Raw genomic sequence first — 25,849 nt, forward strand, 5'->3', positions numbered from 1 at the left:
TTTTACGGAAGCCGGATGCCGCCCGCATATTTGTCCTTCCAATAAGCGCTTGTGTTCATATTTGTTATGGTAACACCTGCGGACACGGTGACATGAATCACTTGTCCGTTCCCGATATAAATGGCCGGATTCAGGCTTTCCGCTTTAAAGAAGACCAGATCGCCGGGCTTCAGATCTTGTTTATCGACCGGAACGCCCGCCTGCATCTGCTTGTCGGCATAACGCGGCAGGCTGATTCCTTTCGCTTTTTGATAGATGTATTGAACAAATCCCGCCGTATCAAAGCCGGCTTCCGGTGAAGCGCCGCCTTTCAGATAAGAAATTCCGATATGATCGGCCGCTGTGGATACAACGGGATTGTCTTTAGAAATGGCTAAATTGCTGAATCGGCGCACCCCTGTGAAATGTTTTTTCCAATAATCTTCCGCCAAGTAAGAAATAGTGACTTTTTCGGAGCGGCTTGCTTGGATGAACCTTCCCTCTCCCGCATAAATGCCCGCATGGGAAATTCCTTTTTTATACGTGTCGCTGAAATAAATCACGTCCCCGGGCTTTATGTCGCTCAGTTTGATTTTCTCACCGACCAGCCACTGCTGTTCCGCAGATCTCGGCAGGTAAATGTGAAGCTTGTTTTCAAAAACATATTGGACCAGCCCCGAACAGTCGAATCCCGCCTCAGGCGTGCTTCCGCCGAATACATACGGAATGTCGAGGTAACGGGCTGCCTCCTGAACGATCGGATCATCAGCCAGTTCCGGATCTTTTGTCATCCGCTTTGCGCCAAGATATAAATTCATCCAATAACTGCTTTTTTGAAAGCGTGTGACGGTTACGCCTTCTGACGGAGAACTGTGTATCATCTCTCCGTTTCCGATATAAAGACCGTCATGGACGGGCGCGTTTTGTGTTGAATCCGACTTTTTGAAAAACACAAGATCTCCCGGTAAAAGGTCATTTTCTTTGACGGCGGCTCCGACTTTCCATTGATCACTGACCGTTCTCGGCAGATGGATGTTCTGCCTGCTGAAAAGATAATGCATCAATCCGGACGGGTCAAAACCGTCCTCAGGCTCTTCGCCTCCGTAAACATATTTATTTCCGACAAGTTTTTGCGCGTCTGAAACGATCAGGACAGAAACTTGAGAATCCGCTTCGGCAATTTCCGTTCTCGTTACTGCAGGTGCCACAAGACAAATCATAAGGCCGGCAAGGATGTACTTCCTCCAGCTTGTGAGCATGTTTTCTATTCACTCTCCTCATTTTTAGTAGTTTTTACATCGGTAACTTTTAACAAATGTTTAGGAGAGCACACAAAAAAAGAATGCCCGATATGGGCATTCTTTACTGGATTCGGAACAAACAATATGCCGGCAAGCGGAATCATGCGCTTATTTTGCGCCCGCTGTGTCCTCTTGCTGAATTTTTTGCATTTCCGTGTCAATTTTTTGTTTTTCCTGATCTGTGAGCTGATCATTGTATTTAAACGCAGACATAAACATAAACACCATAATGATCGCGGCAAACGGCCATCCTGCTTTAATGATTTTCATTTGTTTTTCACTCCGCTTTCTTTTTTAAGATATCGCTGTGATCCACATCAAACGTTAATTTTCCATCCTTGACGCTCCACTTGAAATTCGATTCTTTCGTCAGTTCACGTACGATCGTTTTATGATTGATGCTGCCTTTTTTAACCGGTGCAGGCGTTGCTTCATGAATGTTCATCGGCGTGACTTCAAAGCGTCCCGTACCGTTTTTCTGCAGATGATATTGAACAAGCGCCGTGTCTCTCGTTCTTGTCCACCCCTGGTCGAATACGAAGTTGCCCAGGCTGTAGAAAATAACGGTGCCGTGGTACATTTCGATCGGTTCCAGCACGTGCGGATGGTGTCCGACGATAATATCCGCTCCGGCATCTGACATTGCTCTTGCCAATTGGCGCTGTCTGTCATTCGGATCATTATCGTATTCCTGTCCCCAGTGTGTTTGAACAATGACAAGATCGGCTTTCTTTTTGGCTTTAGAAATCATCGGAATAAACAGCTCTGGATCGGCCGGAAGCACACCCGGCGCATTTCGTTTAGCTGCAAAACCTTTTCCGGAAACATCAGTGAAACCCAGTGTTGCGATTTTGATTCCGTTTACATCTTGATAAGAAATGTTCTGCTCGGCTTCCTTCAGCGTGAGGCCTGCTCCGACAAGTTCAAGATTTTGCTTTGAAAACTCTTCAACCGTATCCCGCATTCCTTGAGGGCCGTAATCCATCGCATGGTTGTTGGCTGCCGTGAGAACTGTGAAATTCATGTCCTTCAATACTTTTACGGCATCTTTGTTTGACTGAAGGTGGATATTTTTTTCTGCTTCTTTGTAGTTCTTTTTATATGTAACCGGGTTTTCAAAGTTCCCTGACACATAGTCGGATGCTTCGAAGAATGGCTTTGCATAACGGAAGACACTCTCCGTGCCTTTATGCTTTGTCACTTTCTCGACATTCCGGCCCATCATAATATCTCCGACGAACGAGGCTGATACAAGGTCATCGGCATTTCTTTTCACACTCGGCGTTTCCGCCTTCCCTGTCAGGATGCAGACGAACATCAGGCAAAAGACGATCGGCAGCGCGATAAAAACGTGAAGATTGGTCTTCTTTTTCTGCTGTTTGGTCAGCTTCAGCAGTTTTTCTTGAAAGCTTAATTGTTTTTTCATCGTTTGACACACCTTACATTAGATTAAGTAGTAAGCAAACATAATGGCAAAAGTTGCGCCGCTTAAGAACAGCGTGCTGGCGAATGTAATCGTTAATCCCTGTTTCTGAATGGTATTGGCGATCAGACCCGGTACGATGATACCGATTCCGCGGAATTCTGATATCTCAAACGGTACGATCGGGTAAAGAAAATCAAGGGCGATTTTTAAGCAGATTCCCGTTATCAGCATAGCTGCGAATTTTCTGCGTCCGTACAATATCATAAATCTGGATAAACCGTATTTGACGATCACGTATGTAAGAAGACTCACCAGCAGTACGAGTAAAATAAAGACCGGCTGGTTAAATACGAGCCCTAAATAACCCGGCACAACTAAACCGGCAGGTACGATACCTGTTTTTTCCGCGAAAATTAAACTGATTAACACGCCTAAAATAAGTGAAATGTATAAATCTGATCCGAACATTTATCCTTTTCCTCCTAGCTAACGAGCTGTTTCACCTTATACTCTTGGATTTTTTCAATTAATGGTTCCGCTGAACCGTGGATATTGCCGACGCCATATATGACACGGTTTTGCATTCTTGTTTTCAGCACGTCCATGATTTCGTCTGTTGATTTATATTCCAGATCGTGCAGTGTATCGGCAGGAATCTTGCCTTCTTCATAAGCTCTGACGATCGGTTCTGTCGTCTCGCCGATGAGTATGAGTTCCTTCGTTTTAATGTACGGAAGCACGTCGTTTGCGAACTGAATCGTTCTGTCCACACGGTCGGCGCGGCAGTTCATGATGACGATCGGTTCATCTGTCGGGTAGCCGATTTCCTTTACACGTTTCCATATATTTAAAGTAGAAGATGCATCATTTGCGGCAAAGCCGTTTACGAAATGACCGGGCTCCTTCGTGCTGAGCAGCGGCAGGATTCTCATGGCGCCAGGATCAGGCGGCGCGTTCAGCATTCCTTTAAACGCCGTTTCTTCATCTATCCCAAGAGCCTGGGCAACGCCGAGCGCCAGGGAAGCGTTATCAGGAAAGACCATATATTCAAATTTTCGAAGGTATTCATCTGTAATTTTAGAGTTATCCGCAATAATGACCTCGGTATTCCGCTCTGCGGCTTTTTCTTTAAAGAAGTCTGTGTATTCACTGTCTGTAATGACAAGGTGACCGTTATACGGTATCGTCGCGGTAAAAGCTTCAGCAATCTCATCAAGCGTCGGCCCCATGACATCCATATGGTCTTCAAGCACATTCACGATGACGCCGATGTTGGCTTGAAGGAGTTCTTCCTGAAAGATAATCTGATAATCCGGGTTTACCGCCATACATTCACTGACAATGGCATTGGCGCCCCGTTCTACGGTTTCCTTCATTACTTCTTTTTGCTCGCCGATATTCGGGCCCTGCGGTTTCCGTTTGATCGGTTTCTCCTCAGGTGTATCCCAATAGATCATCCTTGCATCTGTTCCCGTCGTTTTTCCGACTGTTTTGTAGCCCGCCTCCATCAGTATTCCGGTCGTCAGCCTCGTTACGGTTGACTTTCCGCGGATACCATTAATATTGACGCGTACTGGCAGAGCATCGATATTCTTCTGATGCCGCCTTTTTTCAATGATTCCGATGATTAGTACGGCAGCACAGGCTATAATGAGTAACCACATTGATTTTTGACATCTCCTTCTGTATTGATAAATTCATTCATCAGTATATAGCTTCACTATGAATTCTCAATCGGCATTATGTAACATAATCTTCCCGCTTTCACTGAGCCAAACTTCTCTATTAGTGACGCTATTCTTCCTATTATCGAATTGCTTTTTTTGGGAATAGGCAGGACTTAAACCTTACTTCAATTTTTCAAAAGAAAAATGTATGCGTTTACATTTCCACACAGAAATTCATTTGGACCAATGGGACTATACGCGTTCCGGAAGAAAAAGATGTAATGATAATCCATCTTTTACAGCCTGTTATATCAGCGTTTTCCGCACTGCGCATACGTTTCGGGACTCTATGTCCGCTGTGTGCAGACTGCCTTTTTTGTTAAGGATAAGGTCTTAAAGTCATTCATTTTTCCCCCGCATCCTGCTTTCAGTCCCATTTCAAAATAACTAGCGGAATGACTGGTACGTGACAGAAAAAGACGGGTCCGGAGTGTTTACAAGAAATACACATTTTATATGCGGAAAGCCTATCTCCTTTTAAAGCATTTACAGGACATTTATCACTCTTTTGAAATAATTTTAATAAATCTTTATATTCGTTCAAGAAATATTCATCCATAATTGTGAAGTTCTTGGTAAAACGTCGAGAAACTCCTCTATTTTATAAAATGCATAAAAAAGGAATACCCGCTGAAAACTACAAATAACCGGGAAAGGAGGCGGTCTGATGTCTGCGGATAAACAAAACAAGCGGATTTCCGGCGATTTTGAATCGGCTGTACGGGAAATGCAGGAGCTGATGTGTGTTTGCGGTGATTTTAAAATACGAAGGATCAAACTGCAGGACCGTCATACCGCTTTCTTTTATATTGAACAAATGATAGAAGAACAGAAGCTGAATGAGTTTCTGTTAAGCGACACCCTGCAGAACGGTCCGCTTGAGGAAACGATGAATGCCGTCAGCAGTGCGGAAACGGATGAAACCAGAAAACTCATTGACGGGATTTTGGCAGGCCAGGTTGTTTTTCTCAGCGATGCATCAAGGAAAGCGAAGCTGTTTTCCGTCGGGCAGAATCCGCTGCGTTCCATTATGGAACCCGAATCTGAAAGTATCGTCCGCGGCGCCCATGACGGGTTTGTGGAAAGTTTGGAAACGAACATTCATCAGCTGCGGTTTCACATACAGGACCGCCATCTCTCCGTTCATTATATGGATATCGGGGAAAGAGCCAAATCAAAGGTTGCGGTTATCTTTGTTGAGAATATCGCCAATCCGGAGATTGTGGAGGAAGTGAAGCGGCGCCTGTCATACCTGCGTATAGACAGCGTGCTTGCGCCCGGAATTATCGAGGAGTCGATAGAAGATAATTCGTTTTCCATTTTTCCGCAGATCGTTCATACGGAACGGCCGGATAAAGCAAAAGCATGCGTGATGGAAGGCTGTGTGCTGATCATGATGGATGGCAGCCCGTCGGCCTTGATTGCGCCGATCACGTTCTTTTCCTTTTTTCAATCGCCGGATGACTACAGCACGAGGTGGATTTCCGCCAGTTTTTTGAGAGTGCTGAGATTTTTCGCCTTTATGATCGCGATTACACTGCCCGCTTTTTATATCGCGCTGATTGCGTTTCATTTTGAAGTCATTCCCAACGATTTGATTATCACCATGAAAAATTCGATTGTTGATATTCCCTTCCCTCCGCTGATAGAGGCCATGATTATGGAGATTACGATTGAGCTGATCCGCGAAGCCGGTATCAGGCTGCCGAAACCGATCAGTCAGACGATCGGCATTGTCGGCGGTCTCGTGATCGGTGACGCAGTCGTTCAGGCGGGACTCATTTCTAATATGATGATTATCGTCGTGGCCGTTACGGCCGTTTCTTCTTTTGTGCTTCCTTCATATGAAATGAGCACGTCCATTCGAACGCTCAGATTTCCGCTTATGTTTCTGGCATCCTCGTTCGGTTTTATCGGCATCGCATTCGGCTTCGGACTTATTCTGATGAACCTGTGCAAGCTTGAATCCCTCGGCGTTCCGTATTTATCATCTCTGACGCCGTTTCATTTCAGTGACTTAAAGGATGCATTTATCCGGCTGCCGGCCTGGTTTATTAAAAGAAGGCCTTTTTATTTGAGACCGCAAGATTCAAAGCAGATAAAACATGTTCGGGGGTGGAGAAAAGATGAAGCCTAAAAAAATCAGCCGGCTTCAAGGCGTGTTTTTCATTAATCAGACGCAGATCAGCATCGGCATTTTGGCGCTGCCCCATTTACTGATGATGAAATCGGGAAGCAGCGGATGGATTTCCATTCTGCTTACCGGATTGCTCGTCCAGCTTACCTTCAGCCTGTATATGATATTATTTCACCGGTTTCCGAAGCTGAACCTGTATGAAATGCTGGAGGAGGTGTTCGGAACACTTGCCGGCAAAGGGGTGCAGGTGCTGTATATTTTATATTTCGCGTTTCTCTGCACGCTCATTCTTTCTGTATTTACACGGTTATTGGATATCTGGGTGCTCCCTCAGACTCCGAATTGGGTGATCAGCTTAATGCTGATTCTCGGTTCTGTCTATATCGCCCAAGCCCCGCTGAATGCGATCGCGAGGTTCAGCTTTATTTTAACGCCGTTTTTGCTGCTGATCTCTCTGCCGCTTTTATACACGCTGGGAAAAGCCGATATCACATACATTATGCCGATTTTTCACGGAACCGCAAAAGACATGCTTACCGGGGTGCAGCAAACACTTGTCAGCATTACCGGCTTTCAGGCGGCGCTTGTGATCGGGCCCCTTATCAACTGCACCGTCAGCCAGCGCTACAAAATACTGACGATTTCAAACGGCTTGATTATCCTTTATTACCTGTATATCACTCTTACTTGCTTTGTCACCATCAGCCCCGAAGAAATAAAAATGATCCCGGAGCCTGTGCTGTACCTGTTAAAAACCGTTTCATTCAGAATTATCGAACGGACGGATCTGCTCTTTTTGACGTTTTGGTTCGTGACCGTCTTTTCAACGCTGGCCAACGTGTTTTACTTGGCAAGCACCGGCATCGCCAAGCTGTTCAATCAAAAAGATCACAGCCGGTTTGTTTATCCGCTGGCCCTGCTCGTCTTCCTTCTGTCTATTTGGGCCACAAGCACAGATAAAACGATACAGCAGCTGGATCAGTTTTTCCGCATTTCCGATATTGTGTTTGTGTATTTGTTTCCGTTGTTTATGGTATTGATTGTCCTTGTACGCAAAAAGGGTGTCCGCCATGCGCATTAAAAAAGCGGTTCTTATCAGTCTCATGTGCGCAAGCCTGACACTTGCCGGCTGCTGGGATCAAAATTTGTTGAAAGATATTTCTCTCGTGCTGACCGCAAGCCTTGATGTTGATCATGACGGTAAAAATAAAATCGGCATTACCTATCGGAAGGTTCAGTCCTCCCAGGCGGAACAGGAAACGGGCGGCTCATTCATTACGACGGTGCTCAGCGCTTCCGGGCACACCATCCGTGAAGCGCGGTTTCAATTGGATAAGCTTGTCGACCAGCGCATCGACACGTCCAAGCAAAGAGTCTTATTAATCGGTGAGAAAATGGCGGAAAAACCGCTTTTTCCTTATCTCGATGTCTTTTACAGAGATCCGAAAAGTCCGCTTCTCGCTCATCCGGCGGTTGTAAAAGACGGCGAGGCGATTGAAGTGCTGAAGCTGATCGTCCGGCAGAAATTGATCGTCAGCAAGTATTTAACGAATTTATTAACAAGCGCTAATGCGGAATCAAATATCAGCATGGAAAATTTGCAATCCATCCGTTCAAGCATGCTGACGGCTGATAAGGATTTCGCCCTTCCTTATTTATCGATTAACGGACAGACGATAAAGGTAGAGGGTTCTGCCCTGTTCAGCGGCCAGCGGAAAGTGACTGAGGTGCTCGGTCAGGATTCGACCCTCCTGACCCTTTTAAGCGGGCAATTTAATAAATCGGCTAATATTAATCTGAAGCTGTGGGACAAATACAAAATGGATATTGAAAATTATCTTTCTCTCGGCATCACGGATGCCACGCGAAAGATTGTATTTATAGATACAGATCCGCAGCATATAAAAGTGAAAATCCGTTTAAAGCTGAACGCACGCGTCTTGGAATATCCGAAGGACAAGCTGAATTCTTATACGGCAATCAACCAAATGAACAAACAAGCATCAGCAAATTTGAACAGCCAGGCCAGATCGGTGATCAGCCATATTCAGGAGCACAACTCGGATATCCTCGGCATCGGCCGGAAATATCAAACCCATTATTATGAGCGGGGCAAGCGGCTCAATTGGCGTGAGGTCTATCCTTCCATCGAGATAATCCCTGATATCAAAGTGAATATCTCGCAAATCGGCATCGTGAACTAAAAGAGACCCCGGTCTCTTTTTTTGTTGCCAACCGAAATGATTCGTGGTACTCTTTTTGTGTAAACGGTTACATAAATGAAGGGGGAGTGTTTGTTGGCAACGATTAAAGATGTCGCAGGCGCTGCCGGCGTCTCTGTTGCCACGGTCTCGCGTGTCCTCAATGACAACGGCTACGTCCATGAAGATACACGAACGAAGGTCATGCTTGCCATGGAGAAGCTGAATTATTATCCGAATGAAGTTGCCCGCTCTCTTTATAAAAGAGAATCCAGACTGGTCGGGCTTTTGCTTCCGGATATTACGAACCCCTTTTTCCCGCAGCTTGCCCGCGGCGCTGAAGACGAGCTGCAGCGGGAAGGATACCGACTGATCATCGGCAACAGCGATGAAGAATTGGAAAAAGAACTCGACTACCTGCAAACATTTAAACAAAATCAAGTTGCCGGTATTTTGGCGGCCACCCATTACCCCGACCTTCCCGAATACAGCGGCAGCCTTTACCCGGTCGTATTTCTGGACCGGACAAAAGAAGGCGCCCCATCCGTATTCAGTGACGGGCGGGCAGGCGGAAAACGGGCGGCTGAGGAAATGCTTCGCGGCAAAAGCACAAGCATCACGCTTGTCAAAGGCCCAGGCCACCTTCCGACCGCTCAGGAACGTTTTAACGGCGCACTTGATGTGCTGTATAAAGCGGGCGCGCAGTTCAATGTCATCTCCGCCGCTTCATTTTCTATCAAGGATGCCGCCGTTTTAGCAGAAAAATTGTTTGCAGCATACCCCGAAACCGACGGAGTCATTGCCAGCAACGATATTGCGGCGGCTGCCGTCCTCCATGAGGCGCTGCGGCTCGGTAAAAAAGTTCCGGAGGAGATTCAGATCATCGGATACGACGATATTCCGCAGAGCAGGCTTTTGTTTCCGCCGCTTTCAACCATCCGCCAGCCTGCATATGAGATGGGAAAACAAGCGGCAAACCTGCTGCTGCAATTGATAAAGAAAGAGCCGCCGAAAGAGACGGCCATTCAACTGCCTGTGACTTATATAAGAAGACAAACGACGAGAAAGGATGATCACCATGAGTGAAATTTGTGTTATCGGAAGCTGTTCTATGGATCTGGTCGTCACATCCGAACGGCGTCCGAAAGCCGGAGAAACCGTACTGGGCACAGACTTTCAAACCGTGCCCGGGGGAAAAGGCGCAAACCAGGCCGTAGCCGCTTCCCGCCTTGGCGCGAACGTATATATGGTGGGAAAAGCTGGCAGTGACAGCTACGGAAAAGCGATTATTGAAAACCTGAAGGCAAACGGTGTCAATACGGACTATATGGAAACGGTTACACATAAAAAAAGCGGAACGGCTCATATTGTGCTCGCAGAAGGAGACAACAGCATCGTCGTCGTAAAAGGTGCAAACGATGACATCTCACCCGATTATGCCAAAAGTGCGCTGGCAAAACTTCCCGGCATTGATATCGTGCTGATCCAGCAGGAGATTCCTGAAGAAACCGTTGAAGAAGTGTGCAGCTACTGCCGCGCGCAGCAAATTCCGGTTATCCTGAATCCCGCGCCGGCCCGCCCGCTGAAACAATCGACGATTGAGAATGCCGCATATCTTACGCCGAACGAACATGAAGCATCCATTTTATTTCCTGACCGGACGAAAGAAGAAGCGCTCGCCGGCTATCCCGGCAAACTGTTCATTACCGAAGGAAAACAAGGCGTACGCTACTCAGACGGCACCGCGGAACGGCTTGTTCCCGGCTTCCCTGCAGAAGCGGTCGACACGACGGGTGCCGGCGATACCTTTAATGCGGCACTTGCCGTCGCACTCGCGGAAGGACGGGACATCGAGCAAGCGCTCCAGTTCGCCAACCGCGCCGCCTCCCTGTCCGTGCAGCACTTCGGCGCCCAAGGCGGGATGCCGGTCAGAAAAGAAGTTGAGGAGCTGCTGTCATGAAAAAACACGGAATGTTAAACAGCCACATTGCCAAAGTATTAGCCGATCTCGGGCATACAGACCTCATCGCGATCGCCGATGCGGGTCTCCCCGTCCCTGACGGCGTCCCTAAAATTGATTTGTCCTTAACGGCGGGCATTCCCGCCTTTCGGGATGTGACCAGCCTGGTAGCCGGGGAGATGGCCGTCGAAAAGGTGATGGCCGCCTCCGAGATCAAAGACGAAAATCCTGAGAATGCAAGTTTCATAGAAAGCCATTTCTCAGCGCAGACGATCGAGTACATGTCCCACTCGGAATTCAAACGGCTCACACAGAAAGCAAAAGCCGTCATCCGAACGGGTGAAATGACACCATACGCCAACTGCATCCTGCAGGCGGGTGTGATTTTCTAGAAAGAAGGGATCCAGCATGCACATCGGCATGACAGACATTCATAAAGCATTCGGCAAAAACCAAGTGCTATCCGGCGTCTCATTTGAGCTTCTGCCGGGAGAAATCCACGCTTTAATGGGAGAAAACGGAGCGGGCAAATCGACGTTAATGAATCTGCTCACCGGGCTCTACCGGCTCGACAAGGGAAACATTACGATAAACGGAACAAATATGAATTTCTCCAATCCAAAGGAAGCCGAAAAGCACGGAATCGCCTTTATCCATCAGGAACTGAATATATGGCCGGACATGACGGTGCTTGAAAATCTTTTTATCGGCAAAGAGCTGACGACGGCGTTCGGCGTTTTGGAAACGAAGAAAATGAAAGCGCTAGCAAAATCACAGCTTGAAAAACTGGGAGTCTCTCTTCCTCTTGACCGGGAAGCCGGACAATGTTCCGTCGGCCAGCAGCAAATGATTGAGATTGCCAAAGCGCTGATGACAAACGCCGAAGTCATTATTATGGACGAACCGACCGCGGCGCTGACCGAACGGGAAATCAGCAAACTGTTTGACGTGATGACGGCGTTAAAGCGGGACGGCGTATCCATTGTCTATATTTCTCACCGAATGGAAGAGATATTTTCAATTTGCGACCGGATCACCATTATGCGGGACGGCCTCACTGTCGATACGGCGCATATGAAAGATACTCATTTTGATGAAGTGGTCAAAAAAATGGTCGGGCGGGAGCTGACCGATCGGTATCCGACCCGCACGCCGTCACTCGGCGATAAGGTGCTCGAAGTGAAAAACGCCTCAAAAAAAGGAAGCTTTTCACAGATCAGTTTCCATGTGAGCGCCGGAGAAATCCTCGGCGTTTCCGGCTTAATGGGTGCCGGACGGACAGAAATCATGAGGGCGCTGTTCGGAATTGACCGGCTCGATTCCGGCGAGATCTGGATTTCCGGCCGAAAAACCGGCATTCGGGGTCCGTACGATGCCATCCGCAAGGGACTCGGCCTGATTACGGAGAACCGCAAAGATGAAGGGCTGCTGCTGGATACGTCCATTCGTGAAAATATCTCATTGCCGAACCTGACCAGCTTCTCTCCGAAAGGCATCATTGACCGAAAACGCGAGGCGGAGTTCGTTGAGCTGCTCATCAAGCGTCTGACCATTAAGACTGCATCTCCGGAAACCGCCGCCCGGCATTTATCAGGAGGAAATCAGCAAAAAGTCGTCATCGCCAAATGGATCGGAATCGGCCCGAAAGTCCTCATCCTTGATGAACCGACAAGAGGCGTCGACGTAGGCGCGAAAAGGGAAATCTATTCATTAATGAATGAACTGACCGATCGCGGAGTCGCCATCATCATGGTTTCTTCCGAGCTGCCGGAAATTCTCGGCATGAGTGACAGAATCATCGTCGTCCACGAAGGGCGCATCAGCGGAGAAATCAATGCGGCAGATGCAACACAAGAACACATCATGACACTTGCCACGGGAGGGCAGCAGTATGAAAACTGAACCAATAACATCAACTGAACAAAAGCGATTTTCCATTCATACCTTCACGCAAAAACTCGGTCCGTTTCTCGGCTTACTGATTCTTGTGCTGATCGTTTCCGTTTTAAACCCGAGTTTTCTTGAACCTCTCAATATTCTCAATCTTCTTCGGCAGGTTGCGATTAACGCTCTGATTGCCTTCGGAATGACGTTTGTCATTTTAACGGGAGGCATTGATCTCTCTGTCGGAGCCATCCTCGCCTTATCGAGCGCATTGGTCGCAGGTATGATGGTATCAGGCATCGATCCGATCTTAGCCGTCATCATCGGCTGCGTGATCGGCGCCGTACTCGGCATGATAAACGGATTATTAATCACAAAAGGAAAAATGGCGCCGTTCATCGCCACTTTGGCGACAATGACCGTCTTTCGCGGACTGACCCTCGTCTATACGGACGGAAATCCGATTACGGGGCTCGGTTCAAATTACGCATTTCAATTATTCGGGCGCGGTTATTTTCTCGGCATCCCCGTACCTGCCATTACGATGCTGATTGCATTTGCGGCCCTGTGGGTTCTTCTGCACAAAACACCGTTCGGCCGCCGGACATACGCCATCGGCGGCAATGAGAAAGCGGCGCTGATATCGGGAATCAAAGTGCCCCGCATCAAGATCATGATCTATTCTCTGACAGGTTTATTATCGGCGCTGGCGGGAGCGATTCTGACATCACGCTTAAATTCCGCACAGCCGACGGCCGGAGAATCATACGAGCTGGACGCCATCGCAGCGGTCGTTCTCGGCGGAACGAGCCTGTCCGGCGGTCGAGGGCGCATCATCGGTACGCTGATCGGGGTTTTGATTATCGGTACGCTGAACAACGGCTTGAACCTTCTCGGCGTATCATCGTTTTATCAGCTTGTCGTCAAAGGAATCGTCATTTTAATCGCGGTGCTGCTGGACCGCAAAAAATCGGCATAGTAGGAGGACCATTATGAAGAAAGCCATCATCACGATCGCGGCATTATCACTGTTTTTGCTGTCCGCCTGTTCACTTGAACCGCCGCAATGGGCAAAACCGTCAAACACAAAACATAAAAAAGAATTCACTATCGGGCTCTCCGTCTCCACATTAAACAATCCGTTCTTCGTTTCATTAAAAGAAGGCGTTGTAAAGGAAGCCAAAAAACGGGGCATGAAGGTCATTATTGTCGATGCCCAAAATGATTCATCTAAACAGTCAAATGACGTAGAAGATTTGATCCAGCAGGGAGTCGATGCGCTGCTGATCAATCCGACCGATTCATCAGCGATTTCAACAGCCGTCGAATCGGCAAATTCCCTCGGCATTCCCGTCATTGCGCTGGATCGTTCAGCCGAACACGGCAAAGTCGAAACGCTTGTCGCCTCTGACAATGTCAAAGGAGGAGAAATGGCGGCTGACTACCTCGCCGATCAGCTCGGAAAAGGCGCCAAAGTGGCTGAATTGCAAGGGGTGCCGGGCGCATCCGCGACACGGGAACGCGGAACGGGCTTTCATCATATTGCCGACAAAAAGCTGGATGTCGTTACAAAACAAGCGGCAGATTTTGACCGTACAAAAGGATTGACCGTCATGGAAAACCTGCTGCAGGGACATCCGGATATCAAAGCCGTGTTCGCCCATAATGATGAAATGGCACTCGGGGCGCTCGAAGCGATTAACAGCTCGGGCAAACACATTTTGGTCGTCGGTTTCGACGGAAATAAAGATGCGATTTCTTCCATTAAAAGCGGGAAGCTGACAGCCACGGTCGCCCAGCAGCCGGAGCTGATCGGAAAACTGGCGGCCGAAGCGGCGGAGCAGGTGCTCAAAGGAGAAAAAGTCAAAAAAACCATTTCCGCTCCATTGAAACTTCAAACGCAAAAATAACCGGCTGATGTTTAGACTTCCGGTAAAACGTGAAAGGATGAAGTAAAAGGAGAGATACAGATGAAGAAAACAGCCAAAGCGGCATCCATTCTGACCCTTGCAGCGGGAATATCAGCGGCTTCAGCTGCCGGAATAACGCCTCTTCCCGAGACACACGCGCAAGAAGCGGTCAAAATTGACGATCTGTACAGCTACCCGCTTGACTCTTATCTCGTTTCCGCGGAAGCATTGAACGTGAGAACAAAAGCATCAGCAGCCAGTCCGAGAGCTGATACCCTTCATTTAGGCGACAGCTTAAAGATCGTTTCATTCCAGAACGCTGACTGGGCAAAAGTACATTATAAAAACGGAAAAACAGGATTTGTATCTACTCATTATATTGTTAAAGAAGCAACAACCGTAAAAACGACGGCAAAAACAAAAGTATATACAGACAAACAAGCGGTCAAAGCTTCCCTTGCCAAAAACACGAGCGTTTCTTTCCTCGGATGGAAAAAGACAGCCGGCGGCGGCATTGATTTCGGCTGGGCGCTTGTCGATTACGGGGGCGCAACGGGATATATCAGCACAAAAGATCTGCAAAAACTGACATAATATCAAAACGGATTTCGCAAATTCAGCGCGAAATCCGTTTTTTCTTTCTTGAGCAGTCAGAAACGTCTAGGGTTCGAAATATTTCTCAGGAAATATTGTCGGATGAAGATGAATGCATACGACTCTAAAATGGCTTCTTTATGTAATCCGCCAGGCGTTTGGCATTGTCACGGATAGCCGCAGCATCGGCGCTGCTTACACCGTACATCGCGAAAGCCGGCAAATAGGTCATTCCCGTAAAATTAGCCATTGCCTGAAACGGCCTTAAGAGCTCGCTCAGTGAAAAATGGTTGGACCCGCCTGCCTGATATGCATCCTCTCCGGCACCTACAGAAACAGCCAGCAGCAATTCTTTGCCGTGCAGCGCCTTTCCTTTGGAACCGTAAGCCCAGCCATACGCCAGCACATGATCCATCCATGTTTTTAAAAACGGAGGCGCACTGTACCAGTACAGCGGGAATTGAAATACGATCCGGTCATACTGTTCACACAGCTGCCGTTCCTTTTCCCCATCTATTTTCCCGTCCGGATATTCTTTATAAAGCTCACGGACCGTGATGTCATCATGATTTTTTAATTCTTCTGTCCACGCCTTATTGACCGCTGAGTTGTCCATGTCAGGATGAACCGCTAATACCAATACTTTCACAGCTACCACACCTTTCCCTTTTGACTGTATTTTACCTAATCTTTGCCGGTTCAGCCAAATAAAAAGAAAGCCCCCGAGAAAAATGAGGCTTTCTTTTTTATTTTATTCCGGGCTTCCTTCGGTTGTTTCAATATCCTTCGCAAAATTCGGATTATCTAAATTTGCGTTGAAAAAGTCCGCCGTATTCGGAAGCTTGAGGTTCATATTCATTTTTTGAGAAATGGTCACTTTACAATCTTTAATGACATAGTCAAACACGTGTCCCCCGGAATTGCGTCCTTCATCAATGAAGTGCAGGTGATATCCGGAAACAGCGATGCCGTTTGCGTAACCCGGCGTCCAGAAGCCGGCGATTGTACCCTGAATGTCGTCAAAGTTGAACACAGGCTGTGTTTTCACCGCTTCAATCATCGGAACGTACGGTTTCTCCTGGCGTTCTACCGTTCTTGTCTGCACCTTTTTAAATACGCCGTCTAAACGGATCGCATAAAATAAGTTTTTACTAGGCAGAAGGCTGGCGATTTCCTGCTCGAATTCTTCACGGGTCATTTCGCCGTCGATCGTATGCGTCATGTCCGGCGTGAAAAATGTGAATGAGCAGAATGGTGACAGGTCTCCGCCTTTAACAGGCGTAGCCGTTCCGTCGCCGCGCAGACGGTAAAATTCGCCGTCAAATCCGATTAATTCGCCGTCCAGTTTATTGAACGTGCCGATCCCGAAATCACCGAACTTCGGAATGTCAGCCATATCAAAATCTCCGTCATATACTCCGTCCAGCAGAGATGTCATGGTGGATACTTGATAGATCTGATCCTCAGGTGAGCCTTTTTCTCCGCGGCTCATCATATGGATGTCGCTTGCGTTTTTCATATTCCCTTCACTCCTTTTAAATTGGGCTGTTTTAGAAAACAGGTCATGGTGCGCAGAGTGCTAGAGAGCTTTTGCTTTCATTTTTTCTTTGAATTGCTTCGGAAGCATGTCGCTTGATAAATGGACATTGTCACTGTAATCGACAGGAATGTCAATGATGACAGGGCCTTCTGTGTTCAAGCCTTTTTGCAGCACGTCTGCCAGCTGTTCCGGTGACTCAACGCGCAAGCCGGTGGCGCCGAAGCTTTCTGCATATTTTACGATGTCAATGTTTCCGAAATCTACGCATGATGTACGGTTATATTTTTTCATTTGCTGGAATGCGACCATATCATATGTGCTGTCATTCCATACAAGGTGAACGATCGGCGCTTTTAAGCGGACTGCCGTTTCCAATTCCATTGCAGAGAACAGGAATCCTCCGTCTCCTGAAACGGATACGACTTTTTCACCCGGATTCACCAATGTGGCGGCAATCGCCCAAGGAAGCGCTACGCCCAATGTCTGCATGCCGTTGCTGATCAACAGCTTCAGCGGCTCATAAGCGCGGAAGTAGCGGGACATCCAGATCGCGTGAGAACCGATATCGCAAGTGACGGTTACGTCGTCATCAATTGCATTGCGGAGTTCTTGGACGATTTGCAGAGGATGCACTCTGTCGGATTTATGATCGCTTGGCGCCTTCTCGCTGTCTGTGAGCATCTGTTTTAACTCGCTCAGCACTTCTTTTTCACGGCTGCCCATATCAAATGTCACAGCGTCGTGTTCAATTTGTTTAACCGTAGCGGGGATATCGCCTAATAATTCTAATTCCGGCTGATAGGCATGATCGATATCGGCCTGGATTTCGTCAAGATGGATAATAGCACGGTCACCGTTTACGTTCCAGAACTTCGGATCGTATTCAATCGGATCATAACCGATCGTTAATACGACATCCGCCTGTTCAAGCAGAAGATCGCCCGGCTGGTTGCGGAACAGTCCGATCCGGCCGAAATATTGGTCTTCCAGCTCTCTGGACAATGTGCCGGCCCCTTGGTACGTTTCTACGAAAGGCAGTTTTGTTTTGGCAAGCAGTTTGCGGATTTGTTTTACCGCTTCCGGTCTTCCGCCTTTCATGCCGACTAACAGAACGGGAAGTTTCGCCGTCTGGATTTTCGCGATAGCCGCGCTGACCGCCTCTTCCGGTGCAGGGCCTTGTTTCGGCGCCGGCACGCTGCGTACGTTTTTCACATTTGTGATTTCATTCACAACATCCTGCGGAAAGCTCACAAAAGCCGCGCCTGCCTGACCTGCTGACGCTGCCCTGAAGGCGTTTGTTACCGCTTCTGGTATATTCCCTGTTTCCTGTACTTCTACACTGTATTTTGTAATCGGCTGAAATAGCGCCGCATTGTCCAATGATTGGTGTGTCCGTTTTAACCGGTCTGCGCGAATTACGTTACCCGCCAGCGCCACTACCGGATCACCTTCTGTATTAGCCGTTAACAAGCCGGTCGCCAAGTTGGATGCCCCCGGGCCTGAAGTAACGAGACAAACGCCTGGTTTTCCAGTCAGTCTTCCGACAGCCGCAGCCATAAATGCAGCGTTCTGTTCGTGACGGCATAAAACCAGTTCAGGTCCTTTATCTTTTAACGCATCAAATACTGCATCAATTTTTGCACCCGGAATGCCAAAAACATGTGTGACACCTTGCTCCACTAAGCAATCAACAACAAGCTCCGCCCCCCGATTTTTTTCAGAGGTTTTTAGTTCATTTGTTGCTTTTGCCAACACCCTCACTCCTTATTATGCATATTAAATATAAAATTTTAAGTAATTTGTGATATTATTCACTATACACTCTTTGGAAATTGACCTCCAATATCAATTCGCCGTATGATTAATATGTTTCACGAATAATTAACAAAGAGAAAGGAATGGATAAGGATGGAGCTTCGCCATCTTCAATACTTTATTGCCGTTGCCGAAGAACTTCATTTCGGCAAAGCTGCGCTTCGGTTAAATATGACACAGCCGCCTCTCAGCCAGCAGATCAAACAGCTTGAGAAGGAAGTCGGCGTGACCTTATTAAAGCGCACGAAACGGGTTGTAGAGCTTTCAGCTGCCGGAGAAAGTTTTTTAAAACACAGCAGAAACGCGATCGAAGAAATAGACAAAGCGATTGAAATGGCGCAGAGAACGGCGCGGGGAGAGCTCGGCCGCCTTGTCGTCGGTTTTGTCGGCTCGGCCACATATGAATTTCTGCCGCCGATCATTCGGGAATTCCGCGAAAAATTCCCCTCCGTCAAGCTTGATCTGCGTGAAATTTCTTCTTTCAGACAGCAGGAAGAACTTCTGAAGGGGAACATTGATATCGGCATCCTTCATCCGCCTTTACAGCATTCCGCGTTACATATGGAAAAGGTGCAGAGCAGCCCGTGCATTCTGGCTTTGCCGAAGCAGCACCCGCTTACCGCTAAACAGACAATCGACATTCAGGATTTAAAAAATGAACCGATTATCACACTGTCGAAAGAAACATGGCCGACTTTATACCTGGAGTTTGTAAACTACTGCGAGCAGGCGGGCTTCAAACCGAAAATCGTTCAGGAAGCGACGGAGTATCAAATGGTGATCGGATTGGTTAGTGCCGGTATCGGTGTAACCTTCGTGCCTTCTTCTGCTAAAAAGCTGTTTAATCTCGAAGTCGCCTACCGCGGCATTAATCAGGCGCAGCTCACTGCCGAATGGGTCATTGCCTACCGCAAGGATAATCAAAATCCGATCCTGAAACATTTTCTGGATATTATGAATAAGCGCCAGGCTTTATTGCAGGCGGATAAGGAAAATGCATAAAAAAGAGGGCCGCCGAAAGCAGCCTCTTTTTTTTGTGCTTTTATGGATTTTTACTAAATTGGTAGAAACGCTCAGTACACCTTACGACCTGTACCCGTATACATACAGTACAACTGATCAGGAGGGATAAAAATAACGGGGCGGCAATGACCCATCGAAAAGGAGGCAGAACACATTACACATATTACCGTCATTTTGACCCTGATTTCTTTCTTTGTGACCATTATTTTTATATTTTGGAGACCCGGGGGATTAAATGAAGCCGTTCCGGCGTCGCTGGGCGCCATTCTCGTTTTGTTATGCGGAACCGTTTCCTTTCATGATTTGGGGGATATAGGGTCAAAAGTCACCGGAGCATCAATAACCATTATCTCCACAATGATAATGGCGATCGCGCTGGAAAGCTTCGGTTTTTTTAACTGGGCGGCGGCCAAACTGCTTCACCGCGCCAAGGGATCAGGCATCCGGCTTTTTTGGCTGACCAACCTGCTCTGTTTTTCAATGACGCTCTTTCTGAATAATGACGGCAGCGTCTTAATCACCACTCCTATTTTACTATTGGTCTTACAATATCTCGGACTTAAAAGACATCAGAAAACACCGTATTTAATAAGCGGCGTATTAATTGCGACGGCGGCAAGCACCCCGATCGGCGTCAGTAATATCGTCAATTTAATTTCTCTCAAAATGATAGGCATGGACCTTTATTTGTACACCAATATGATGTTTATCCCCGGCACGCTGGGACTGGTGTTTATGGCCTTTCTGCTGTTTGCCGTTTTCTACCGCCGTTTGCCGAAACAGCTCCCCGATATTCCGGTTCATTTTGAATCGCTGGAACACAAACGATATCATCCGCTTCAGCCTCCGCCAGACTTGTCCCAAAAAAACAGCCGTACGAACATCATGTTTTGTGTTTTGGTATTTGTATTGTTTGTCCGGATCAGTCTGTTTGCAGCTTCTTACAACGGCATATCCGTTTCGCTCGTGGCTGTCATCAGTTCAGTCATCCTGCTTTGCTGGAGATGGTTTTATTTAAAAATCGGACCGGCGGACTTATTAAGGAAAGCGCCTTGGCATATCTTTATTTTTGCCTTCACGATGTACATTATCATTTACGGACTGCATAATATCGGACTGACGGCATTGCTTGTTCAGTCTATTGAGCCTTATGTCTCACAAAGCATTGCCCACGCTGCATCTATTATGGGCATTGCTACATCCGTCCTCTCTAATTTGTTCAATAACCATCCCGCCTTAATGATCAGCACTTTGACATTAACTGAAATGTCCATCGACCCATTAACCGTAAAAATCATTTATCTGGCTAATATTATCGGCAGTGATATCGGATCATTGCTTCTGCCGATCGGGACATTAGCCACACTGATCTGGATGCATATCATCAGACAGCACGGCGAAAAAGTTTCTTGGTCAGAATATATCAAAACGACCATTGTCGTTGTCCCTCTCACCGTCGTGTTTACCATTACCGTTTTATATGTTTGGATCAGCTGGATTTACCTTTAGCTATGAAAAAAAACTGCCTGCTGTATAAGAGAGGCAGTTTTATCATTTATGGCAGGTGCATGGTTTTTAAATGATTCAATTTCCAAAAGACAGTATCCCCGTCTGCATTGGTCAATTCAAGAATATTATCTGAGACGTCCTGTAACAGCCCCACTTTATTCGGTATATCTCCTAAATCCAGAATAATCAGCTTCCCGACATATCTTTTTAATTGCTCCTCAAAATTCCGGACAAGGGGCACATTAGCGGGAACAACCGGCAGCTCTGAACTGTTTAATGTATACGGCGTCTGCTCATCGGAATAGGGTGTCAGCCATTTCAAATGATGCATCGAGATGAAAAGAGTCTTATAAACCGGAGAGAAGAAAACAAAATAATCATTTAAAACACTTGTCACATACCCATGAATGGAACGGTCTCCCGTAACGAAAATTTCTGTAAATCTGCCTTTTATATGCTGGAGGGTATTCCGGTAAGAAAAGGAATGTTCCTGTTTTTCGGGATGCGGACTTTTTTTTCTTGCGTACGGTTCTTTATTCTCTTCGTCCGGGAGCGTCAATGTCATCCTCTGAAGATGCAGCAGCGGAATATAAAGAAACGTCCGGCCGTCATGAATCACAATGATATCCTGACCGATATCCAAAAGAGTTCCTGAAAATGTCGTATTCCCCGATATCTCAATATCGACTTGTTTATCCAGAAATCTGCTTAATCCAGCCATTTCATTCCCCCTCTCCCGCGTTTACGGACAATCTTTCCAATCATTTACGGCCGTGTTTCCACCTATAATCTATTGTCCTTAATACAGTGGCGTAGCTATAAGAGTTCTCTTCCTCCCGTTTTGAGGATCGAACGGATCTTGACGATCTTTTCGACTTTTTAGAGGAAGTACGCTGCTCTTCGCGTGATTCTTCTTCATGTGACTTTTCTTCTTCGGCGCTCTCTTTCCCGCCTTTATTCTCGTCGTCTTTATTCTCCTCTTTTTTGGCTGCTCCTTTTGCCCCTTCGCTGATGCTCTTGATATGAAAAGGATAGATCCGCAGCACTTCTTTATCTTTCACAAGAGTGTAGTGGCCGTCGGAATTATCCACAAGTATACCTTCAACGGCTTCAGGACCTCCGCGGTTGATGGATACCCATTTGTGGATCAGGCGTTTAAATATGCCGTGAAAATCATCAGCCATTTCAAATTCCGGGCGCTCCTCCTCCTGGCCGTCCTCTTCTTGTTCCGCGCTGATGCTTTTGACATGATCGGCGTTAAAATATACGATTCCGTCATCTTCCGTTTCCAGCACGAGAAAATCATCCCCTGTTTCGTGAAGCTTTCCTCTTTTCGATTCCGGACCTCCCTGATTCAATTGCACCGTGCGATTGGTCATCCGGCTGATCAGATCTTGAAAATCATCAGCTTTTTCACATTCTGCCGCTTCGGCCGGCGATACGGTTTCACTCGTATTTTCCGTCACACTTTTCACGTGTTTCCATTGATAATAAACGATTTTATTATCAACTTGAAGAGCGATATAATCCGATTGGATGTCTGCTAATCTCCCTGTCTTGGACTCCGGGCCTCCCCGGTAGACAGTAATTACTTTTCCTTCCATCGCATGCAAAAAGTTGTCATCAGACCGATGCCGCTTCGTATTGCGTTTCATCTATTGTCCTCCTAGTCATTTTTCTCATAATGTAAAAAGCATAATGCATATATACGTATCACGATTATTTTCGGGAACTGATTCACCAGCCTATTTGTAAAAAATCTTTCTTCATTTCCAAATCAGATATTCCACCGCTCTAACTCACTGCTGATGAAGGCGGACCGCTCCTTAATGTATTCGCAAATCACATCAGGCTCCCGGTCAAAGCAATCAATCTCCTCTTTCTTATAAGGATCCTTCGCGACATGCGGCCTGATCTGCTCATACAGTGACATGACCTTCGGCTTCATATGTTCAATGGTAAACCGGGTCTGAAGCGTTTCTTCCAAAAGCTGTTTGTACGCTTTGCGGAAATACGGTTCATCCAGAAGCCTTGCAGTCAAGGTATTAAACCCTTGTATTCTGACATAATCGGCGTCCATTCGATCACCGTGAATGTCTCTTCCCCACGTCGCATCGTAATCCCACGGAATGACTTCAAAAAGTCCCGTTTCATGATTCCGGTACAAAGCGTAATTATGAACAAATCCATCGTAGTTTGAGGTAAACACGATGCCCGCAAGCCACCGCAAATACTTATCGGCGTCCAAGTGTTTGACGATCTCCCCCTTGAACTCTGACTTCGGCACGGTATTAATTTTATAGATCATGTCCTGCAAGTATAAATCGTCTTCTTTCGTTCCCGTTTTCTTTTCATAACCAAGTTCGAGCGATGTTTTCGTATCCCGCTCCAGATCACTGACGAGGGAGAAATTGGCGTCGTCATCAACCGCGTAAAAAACAGCCCCGTCCGCCAAATTCCGTTTCGCCAGAAAATATTCATCCACTGACTCCAGCTCAAGATACACCCCCTCATGTCTGCCATTGATTTGCAGGGTTACGAAATTCGCCTTTGGTGACAGCGTCCCAAGCTCCGCGAAGAAATCGAGAGACAGCTTATTCCGCATCATCGACGGATCTTTGTATTCAGCGTTTAAATGTATCTCTTTCGCCCTGCGAAATGTTTTCGGCGAATAAAAAGCGATGTGATACGATTTTTTCTTAAAATCTCTTATATGAGAGCCGCGGTACGCCAGATCAATGTCAAGCCGTTTTTGATTCACTCTCAGCACCGCGGGCACCGGATCATCATCCCAAATGTCTTTTTTCAGCTCCATTAAGTCTTTCGGGTGAATAAACAGCTGGTATAGAGGCAATGTTGATTGGTCTTTCATCAGTAACCCTCCCTGTATTAATTTAGGCTGTGCTATTTATATAAAACTCAGCGAATCACACATACACTTTTTTCATTCATGCGTACTATGTGGTAGTAAGGATCGCATCCTTAAAACATATATCATGAGGAGGTTTCAAAATGGGCCACTATTCCCATTCTGATATCGAAGAAGCAGTAAAGTCCGCAAGCACCGAGGGATTGGAAGATTATTTGTACCAAGAACCAAAAAGCAGTAAGAAGAGAAAATCTCGCAGCCATAAAAAATCCCGTTCTCACAAAAAATCTCGCAGTCATAAAAAATCGTGCCGCTCTCACAAAAAATCTCGCAGCCATAAAAAATCGTGCCGCTCTCACAAAAAATCTCGCAGCCATAAAAAATCCCGTTCTCACAAAAAATCTCGCAGTCATAAAAAATCCCGTTCTCACAAAAAATCTCGCAGCCATAAAAAATCGCGACGCTCTCACAAAAAATCTCGCAGCCGTAAAAAATCTTGCCGTTCTCACAAAAAATCTCGCAGCCACAAAAAATCTTGCCGCCGCAAGAAAAAACGCACGCAGAAAAAACCTTACCGTCCTCATAAAAAAGACCCTTGCAAAAAAGACGATTACTGCAGCAAAACAGAGTACTGGAAAGACGGGAACATCTGGGTTGTAAAGAAAAACTACAAGTAACGCCATTTGTAAATAGGCTGCCGGCTAAACGGAAGCCTTTTTCCTCAATCAGATATATGCCACGTGATAAGATATGCAGCCGGTTTTCTTTTGTTGTGTTTCCGAATTTTCTTTCTGTATAATCAGGTCATACGATAAAGAAAGGCGGCCGAAATCATGCATATCTTACGAGCAGACGAACTGAACGCAAAAGACACCTACAAATTGCTTTCGGGCACAGTCGTTCCCCGGCCGATCGCATTTGTCACGACGCGGTCATCCATCAATGGCGCCGTAAACGCGGCGCCCTTCAGTTTCTATAACGTTGTCTCCGCAGAACCGCCGCTTCTGGCCATCTCTGTCAGCCGCGCGGACGGACGGCAGAAAGACACCGCGAGAAACGCAATCGCTCATCGGGAATTCGTGGTGCACGTCAGTGATGAGTCCATTATTGAAGACATTAACAAAACGGCGGCAAGGCTTGATCCTGATGTCAGTGAACTTGGCATGACAGACCTTTCTGTGACAGACAGCGCCTGCATCAGCGTTCCCGGTATAAAAGAAGCAAAAGTCAGGTTTGAATGTATACTCGAACGCCATCTTCCGTTTCAAAATGACAGCGGAGAAACGACGACAGACCTCATCATCGGCAGAGTCGTTTGTTTTCATTTGAATGACCAAGTATATGACGCCGATAAAGGCTACATACGGACAGATGAGCTGAAGCCTGCGGCAAGGCTCGCGGGGAATGAATACGTCAGACTCGGGAAGACATATACACTTGTCCGCCCGACCTGAAGCAGGAACCATTATAATAGAAGAAACTAGTCAAAAAGACCCCTTTCGAAAGGGGTCTTTTTTGAGTCTTTTACCATTAAACTCAGCCTAATGTCTTATAGAATGCTGAAACTTACAAGGCCCTCACCCGTATGAAACGAGTGACACATTTTTAGGAGGAGACGATGGATTTCATTCAGTTACTGATTTTTTCAGCCGTATTTATTTTGCTCAGCCTTATGTTTCAAGTATTTGCCGTCAAAGTTCTTCATTTTCCAAAGGCTGTTAAAAAGCAGAAGCCGATAAACGGCACACATCGATTAATCGAAATCACACTGCTTATTACGGGCATCGCAGCGGTGACTTTGTTCAATGAAATGTACGTATTTGCGGGAGTTGTTTTCATGCTATTTTGCTGCAGCGGCTTAATGGAATGGCGGCACCGGCGGGAGGAAAAGCAATATGTGTACGATTCGTTTTACGCAGGTCTTTCTGCCGCTCTTGGCGTGCTTATTTTTTTCATCAGTTAGCGTATCATGCT

26 protein-coding genes are annotated in these 25,849 nt (G+C 46.8%); 15 read left to right on the forward strand and 11 right to left on the reverse strand.

Translation table 11 applies throughout. The features are described from left to right. Window positions 1–2: 2 nt before the first annotated feature. From HAP68_RS16790 to pgsB, 5 genes are all read right to left on the reverse strand, one after another. On the reverse strand, window positions 3–1,238 hold the full coding sequence (locus tag HAP68_RS16790) for a C40 family peptidase (RefSeq protein WP_024085881.1): 1,236 nt from the start codon (window positions 1,236–1,238) through the stop codon (window positions 3–5). 150 nt (window positions 1,239–1,388) lie between these two features. Then, entirely contained in the window at window positions 1,389–1,550 is a 162-nt protein-coding gene (edmS, locus tag HAP68_RS16795) for an extrachromosomal elements maintenance protein EdmS (protein WP_003151344.1), read from the reverse strand. Window positions 1,551–1,557: 7 nt separating this feature from the next. Further along, window positions 1,558–2,706, reverse strand: a complete 1,149-nt coding sequence (locus tag HAP68_RS16800) for a CapA family protein (RefSeq protein ID WP_017418784.1) — start codon at window positions 2,704–2,706, stop codon at window positions 1,558–1,560. Window positions 2,707–2,724: 18 nt separating this feature from the next. Then, window positions 2,725–3,174, reverse strand: a complete 450-nt coding sequence (gene pgsC, locus HAP68_RS16805; RefSeq protein WP_003151340.1) for a poly-gamma-glutamate biosynthesis protein PgsC — start codon at window positions 3,172–3,174, stop codon at window positions 2,725–2,727. Window positions 3,175–3,188: 14 nt separating this feature from the next. Further along, window positions 3,189–4,370 (reverse strand): poly-gamma-glutamate synthase PgsB, encoded by a 1,182-nt coding sequence (pgsB, locus tag HAP68_RS16810; RefSeq protein WP_003151337.1) that lies wholly within the window; start codon window positions 4,368–4,370, stop codon window positions 3,189–3,191. A 730-nt stretch (window positions 4,371–5,100) separates the two neighbouring features. On the opposite strand from pgsB, the gene HAP68_RS16815 reads away from it, so the two are divergent. The 10 genes from HAP68_RS16815 to HAP68_RS16860 all read left to right on the forward strand — a co-directional run bounded on the left by HAP68_RS16815 (window position 5,101) and on the right by HAP68_RS16860 (window position 15,119). Beyond that, window positions 5,101–6,570 (forward strand): spore germination protein, encoded by a 1,470-nt coding sequence (locus HAP68_RS16815; RefSeq protein ID WP_003151334.1) that lies wholly within the window; start codon window positions 5,101–5,103, stop codon window positions 6,568–6,570. Then, window positions 6,560–7,651 (forward strand): GerAB/ArcD/ProY family transporter, encoded by a 1,092-nt coding sequence (locus tag HAP68_RS16820; protein ID WP_003151333.1) that lies wholly within the window; start codon window positions 6,560–6,562, stop codon window positions 7,649–7,651. The genes HAP68_RS16815 and HAP68_RS16820 overlap by 11 nt, the downstream gene beginning before the upstream one ends. Next, window positions 7,641–8,774 carry a Ger(x)C family spore germination protein gene (locus tag HAP68_RS16825; RefSeq protein ID WP_024085882.1) on the forward strand — a complete coding sequence of 378 codons (1,134 nt, stop codon included), beginning with the start codon at window positions 7,641–7,643 and terminating at the stop codon, window positions 8,772–8,774. Before HAP68_RS16820 ends, HAP68_RS16825 begins: the two co-directional genes overlap by 11 nt. Before the next feature lie 93 nt (window positions 8,775–8,867). Beyond that, window positions 8,868–9,857 carry a LacI family DNA-binding transcriptional regulator gene (locus HAP68_RS16830; RefSeq protein ID WP_024085883.1) on the forward strand — a complete coding sequence of 330 codons (990 nt, stop codon included), beginning with the start codon at window positions 8,868–8,870 and terminating at the stop codon, window positions 9,855–9,857. Next, the gene (gene rbsK, locus HAP68_RS16835) at window positions 9,850–10,731 is read left to right on the forward strand and encodes a ribokinase (protein WP_024085884.1); all 882 of its coding nucleotides are present in this window, start codon (window positions 9,850–9,852) and stop codon (window positions 10,729–10,731) included. The genes HAP68_RS16830 and rbsK overlap by 8 nt, the downstream gene beginning before the upstream one ends. Next, the gene (gene rbsD, locus HAP68_RS16840) at window positions 10,728–11,123 is read left to right on the forward strand and encodes a D-ribose pyranase (protein WP_014305955.1); all 396 of its coding nucleotides are present in this window, start codon (window positions 10,728–10,730) and stop codon (window positions 11,121–11,123) included. The genes rbsK and rbsD overlap by 4 nt, the downstream gene beginning before the upstream one ends. A gap of 16 nt (window positions 11,124–11,139) precedes the next feature. After that, window positions 11,140–12,633, forward strand: a complete 1,494-nt coding sequence (locus HAP68_RS16845) for a sugar ABC transporter ATP-binding protein (protein WP_024085885.1) — start codon at window positions 11,140–11,142, stop codon at window positions 12,631–12,633. Then, on the forward strand, window positions 12,623–13,594 hold the full coding sequence (gene rbsC, locus HAP68_RS16850; RefSeq protein ID WP_007614200.1) for a ribose ABC transporter permease RbsC: 972 nt from the start codon (window positions 12,623–12,625) through the stop codon (window positions 13,592–13,594). The genes HAP68_RS16845 and rbsC overlap by 11 nt, the downstream gene beginning before the upstream one ends. A 13-nt stretch (window positions 13,595–13,607) precedes the next feature. Further along, window positions 13,608–14,525, forward strand: coding sequence for a ribose ABC transporter substrate-binding protein RbsB (rbsB, locus tag HAP68_RS16855; protein ID WP_024085886.1), 918 nt, complete (start codon window positions 13,608–13,610; stop codon window positions 14,523–14,525). 60 nt (window positions 14,526–14,585) lie between these two features. Further along, window positions 14,586–15,119, forward strand: coding sequence for an SH3 domain-containing protein (locus tag HAP68_RS16860; protein ID WP_024085887.1), 534 nt, complete (start codon window positions 14,586–14,588; stop codon window positions 15,117–15,119). 124 nt (window positions 15,120–15,243) lie between these two features. Here HAP68_RS16860 and HAP68_RS16865 read toward each other — a convergent pair whose 3' ends face one another. From HAP68_RS16865 to alsS, 3 genes are all read right to left on the reverse strand, one after another. Continuing rightward, a complete protein-coding gene (locus tag HAP68_RS16865; RefSeq protein ID WP_024085888.1) occupies window positions 15,244–15,768 on the reverse strand; it encodes an NAD(P)H-dependent oxidoreductase in 525 nt (174 codons plus the stop codon). A gap of 102 nt (window positions 15,769–15,870) precedes the next feature. After that, on the reverse strand, window positions 15,871–16,638 hold the full coding sequence (budA, locus tag HAP68_RS16870) for an acetolactate decarboxylase (RefSeq protein WP_003151318.1): 768 nt from the start codon (window positions 16,636–16,638) through the stop codon (window positions 15,871–15,873). 60 nt (window positions 16,639–16,698) lie between these two features. Beyond that, a complete protein-coding gene (alsS, locus tag HAP68_RS16875) occupies window positions 16,699–18,411 on the reverse strand; it encodes an acetolactate synthase AlsS (RefSeq protein ID WP_015387606.1) in 1,713 nt (570 codons plus the stop codon). Window positions 18,412–18,567: 156 nt separating this feature from the next. Between alsS and alsR the strand changes: the two genes are divergently transcribed. Together alsR and HAP68_RS16885 are read left to right on the forward strand one after the other, a co-directional pair. Continuing rightward, a complete protein-coding gene (alsR, locus tag HAP68_RS16880) occupies window positions 18,568–19,476 on the forward strand; it encodes an acetoin biosynthesis transcriptional regulator AlsR (RefSeq protein ID WP_003151316.1) in 909 nt (302 codons plus the stop codon). A gap of 195 nt (window positions 19,477–19,671) precedes the next feature. Continuing rightward, a complete protein-coding gene (locus tag HAP68_RS16885) occupies window positions 19,672–21,006 on the forward strand; it encodes an arsenic transporter (RefSeq protein ID WP_014305962.1) in 1,335 nt (444 codons plus the stop codon). A gap of 46 nt (window positions 21,007–21,052) precedes the next feature. Here HAP68_RS16885 and HAP68_RS16890 read toward each other — a convergent pair whose 3' ends face one another. The 3 genes from HAP68_RS16890 to HAP68_RS16900 form a co-directional block, all read right to left on the reverse strand. Next, window positions 21,053–21,727, reverse strand: a complete 675-nt coding sequence (locus HAP68_RS16890) for a hypothetical protein (RefSeq protein ID WP_014305963.1) — start codon at window positions 21,725–21,727, stop codon at window positions 21,053–21,055. Window positions 21,728–21,767: 40 nt separating this feature from the next. Then, window positions 21,768–22,661: a hypothetical protein gene (locus tag HAP68_RS16895; RefSeq protein WP_003151310.1), complete on the reverse strand. Its 894-nt coding sequence runs from the start codon at window positions 22,659–22,661 to the stop codon at window positions 21,768–21,770. 122 nt (window positions 22,662–22,783) lie between these two features. Further along, on the reverse strand, window positions 22,784–23,878 hold the full coding sequence (locus HAP68_RS16900) for a CotH kinase family protein (RefSeq protein ID WP_024085889.1): 1,095 nt from the start codon (window positions 23,876–23,878) through the stop codon (window positions 22,784–22,786). A gap of 140 nt (window positions 23,879–24,018) precedes the next feature. Between HAP68_RS16900 and HAP68_RS16905 the strand changes: the two genes are divergently transcribed. The 3 genes from HAP68_RS16905 to HAP68_RS16915 all read left to right on the forward strand — a co-directional run bounded on the left by HAP68_RS16905 (window position 24,019) and on the right by HAP68_RS16915 (window position 25,838). Further along, a complete protein-coding gene (locus HAP68_RS16905) occupies window positions 24,019–24,552 on the forward strand; it encodes a CotG/ExsB N-terminal domain-containing protein (RefSeq protein ID WP_003151306.1) in 534 nt (177 codons plus the stop codon). Between the two features lie 156 nt (window positions 24,553–24,708). Beyond that, window positions 24,709–25,329, forward strand: coding sequence for a flavin reductase family protein (locus tag HAP68_RS16910; RefSeq protein WP_003151304.1), 621 nt, complete (start codon window positions 24,709–24,711; stop codon window positions 25,327–25,329). A gap of 164 nt (window positions 25,330–25,493) precedes the next feature. Then, complete coding sequence (locus HAP68_RS16915) at window positions 25,494–25,838, forward strand: DUF4181 domain-containing protein (RefSeq protein ID WP_014305966.1); 345 nt, start codon at window positions 25,494–25,496, stop codon at window positions 25,836–25,838. Window positions 25,839–25,849 lie beyond the last annotated feature (11 nt).

The organism is Bacillus sp. Bvel1 (genome assembly GCF_014872755.1).
Classification (GTDB): domain Bacteria; phylum Bacillota; class Bacilli; order Bacillales; family Bacillaceae; genus Bacillus; species Bacillus velezensis.

Coding starts and splice junctions, on each gene's coding strand:
- edmS (WP_003151344.1), bottom strand. CDS start 1,550: ATGAAAATCATTAAAGCAGGATGGCCGTTTGCCGCGATCATTATGGTG.
- rbsK (WP_024085884.1), top strand. CDS start 9,850: ATGAGTGAAATTTGTGTTATCGGAAGCTGTTCTATGGATCTGGTCGTC.
- HAP68_RS16800 (WP_017418784.1), bottom strand. CDS start 2,706: ATGAAAAAACAATTAAGCTTTCAAGAAAAACTGCTGAAGCTGACCAAA.
- alsR (WP_003151316.1), top strand. CDS start 18,568: ATGGAGCTTCGCCATCTTCAATACTTTATTGCCGTTGCCGAAGAACTT.
- rbsC (WP_007614200.1), top strand. CDS start 12,623: ATGAAAACTGAACCAATAACATCAACTGAACAAAAGCGATTTTCCATT.
- HAP68_RS16915 (WP_014305966.1), top strand. CDS start 25,494: ATGGATTTCATTCAGTTACTGATTTTTTCAGCCGTATTTATTTTGCTC.
- HAP68_RS16860 (WP_024085887.1), top strand. CDS start 14,586: ATGAAGAAAACAGCCAAAGCGGCATCCATTCTGACCCTTGCAGCGGGA.
- budA (WP_003151318.1), bottom strand. CDS start 16,638: ATGAAAAACGCAAGCGACATCCATATGATGAGCCGCGGAGAAAAAGGC.
- pgsB (WP_003151337.1), bottom strand. CDS start 4,370: ATGTGGTTACTCATTATAGCCTGTGCTGCCGTACTAATCATCGGAATC.
- rbsB (WP_024085886.1), top strand. CDS start 13,608: ATGAAGAAAGCCATCATCACGATCGCGGCATTATCACTGTTTTTGCTG.
- HAP68_RS16895 (WP_003151310.1), bottom strand. CDS start 22,661: ATGAAACGCAATACGAAGCGGCATCGGTCTGATGACAACTTTTTGCAT.
- rbsD (WP_014305955.1), top strand. CDS start 10,728: ATGAAAAAACACGGAATGTTAAACAGCCACATTGCCAAAGTATTAGCC.
- pgsC (WP_003151340.1), bottom strand. CDS start 3,174: ATGTTCGGATCAGATTTATACATTTCACTTATTTTAGGCGTGTTAATC.
- HAP68_RS16820 (WP_003151333.1), top strand. CDS start 6,560: ATGAAGCCTAAAAAAATCAGCCGGCTTCAAGGCGTGTTTTTCATTAAT.
- HAP68_RS16910 (WP_003151304.1), top strand. CDS start 24,709: ATGCATATCTTACGAGCAGACGAACTGAACGCAAAAGACACCTACAAA.
- HAP68_RS16890 (WP_014305963.1), bottom strand. CDS start 21,727: ATGGCTGGATTAAGCAGATTTCTGGATAAACAAGTCGATATTGAGATA.
- HAP68_RS16900 (WP_024085889.1), bottom strand. CDS start 23,878: ATGAAAGACCAATCAACATTGCCTCTATACCAGCTGTTTATTCACCCG.
- HAP68_RS16825 (WP_024085882.1), top strand. CDS start 7,641: ATGCGCATTAAAAAAGCGGTTCTTATCAGTCTCATGTGCGCAAGCCTG.
- HAP68_RS16845 (WP_024085885.1), top strand. CDS start 11,140: ATGCACATCGGCATGACAGACATTCATAAAGCATTCGGCAAAAACCAA.
- HAP68_RS16790 (WP_024085881.1), bottom strand. CDS start 1,238: ATGCTCACAAGCTGGAGGAAGTACATCCTTGCCGGCCTTATGATTTGT.
- HAP68_RS16815 (WP_003151334.1), top strand. CDS start 5,101: ATGTCTGCGGATAAACAAAACAAGCGGATTTCCGGCGATTTTGAATCG.
- HAP68_RS16905 (WP_003151306.1), top strand. CDS start 24,019: ATGGGCCACTATTCCCATTCTGATATCGAAGAAGCAGTAAAGTCCGCA.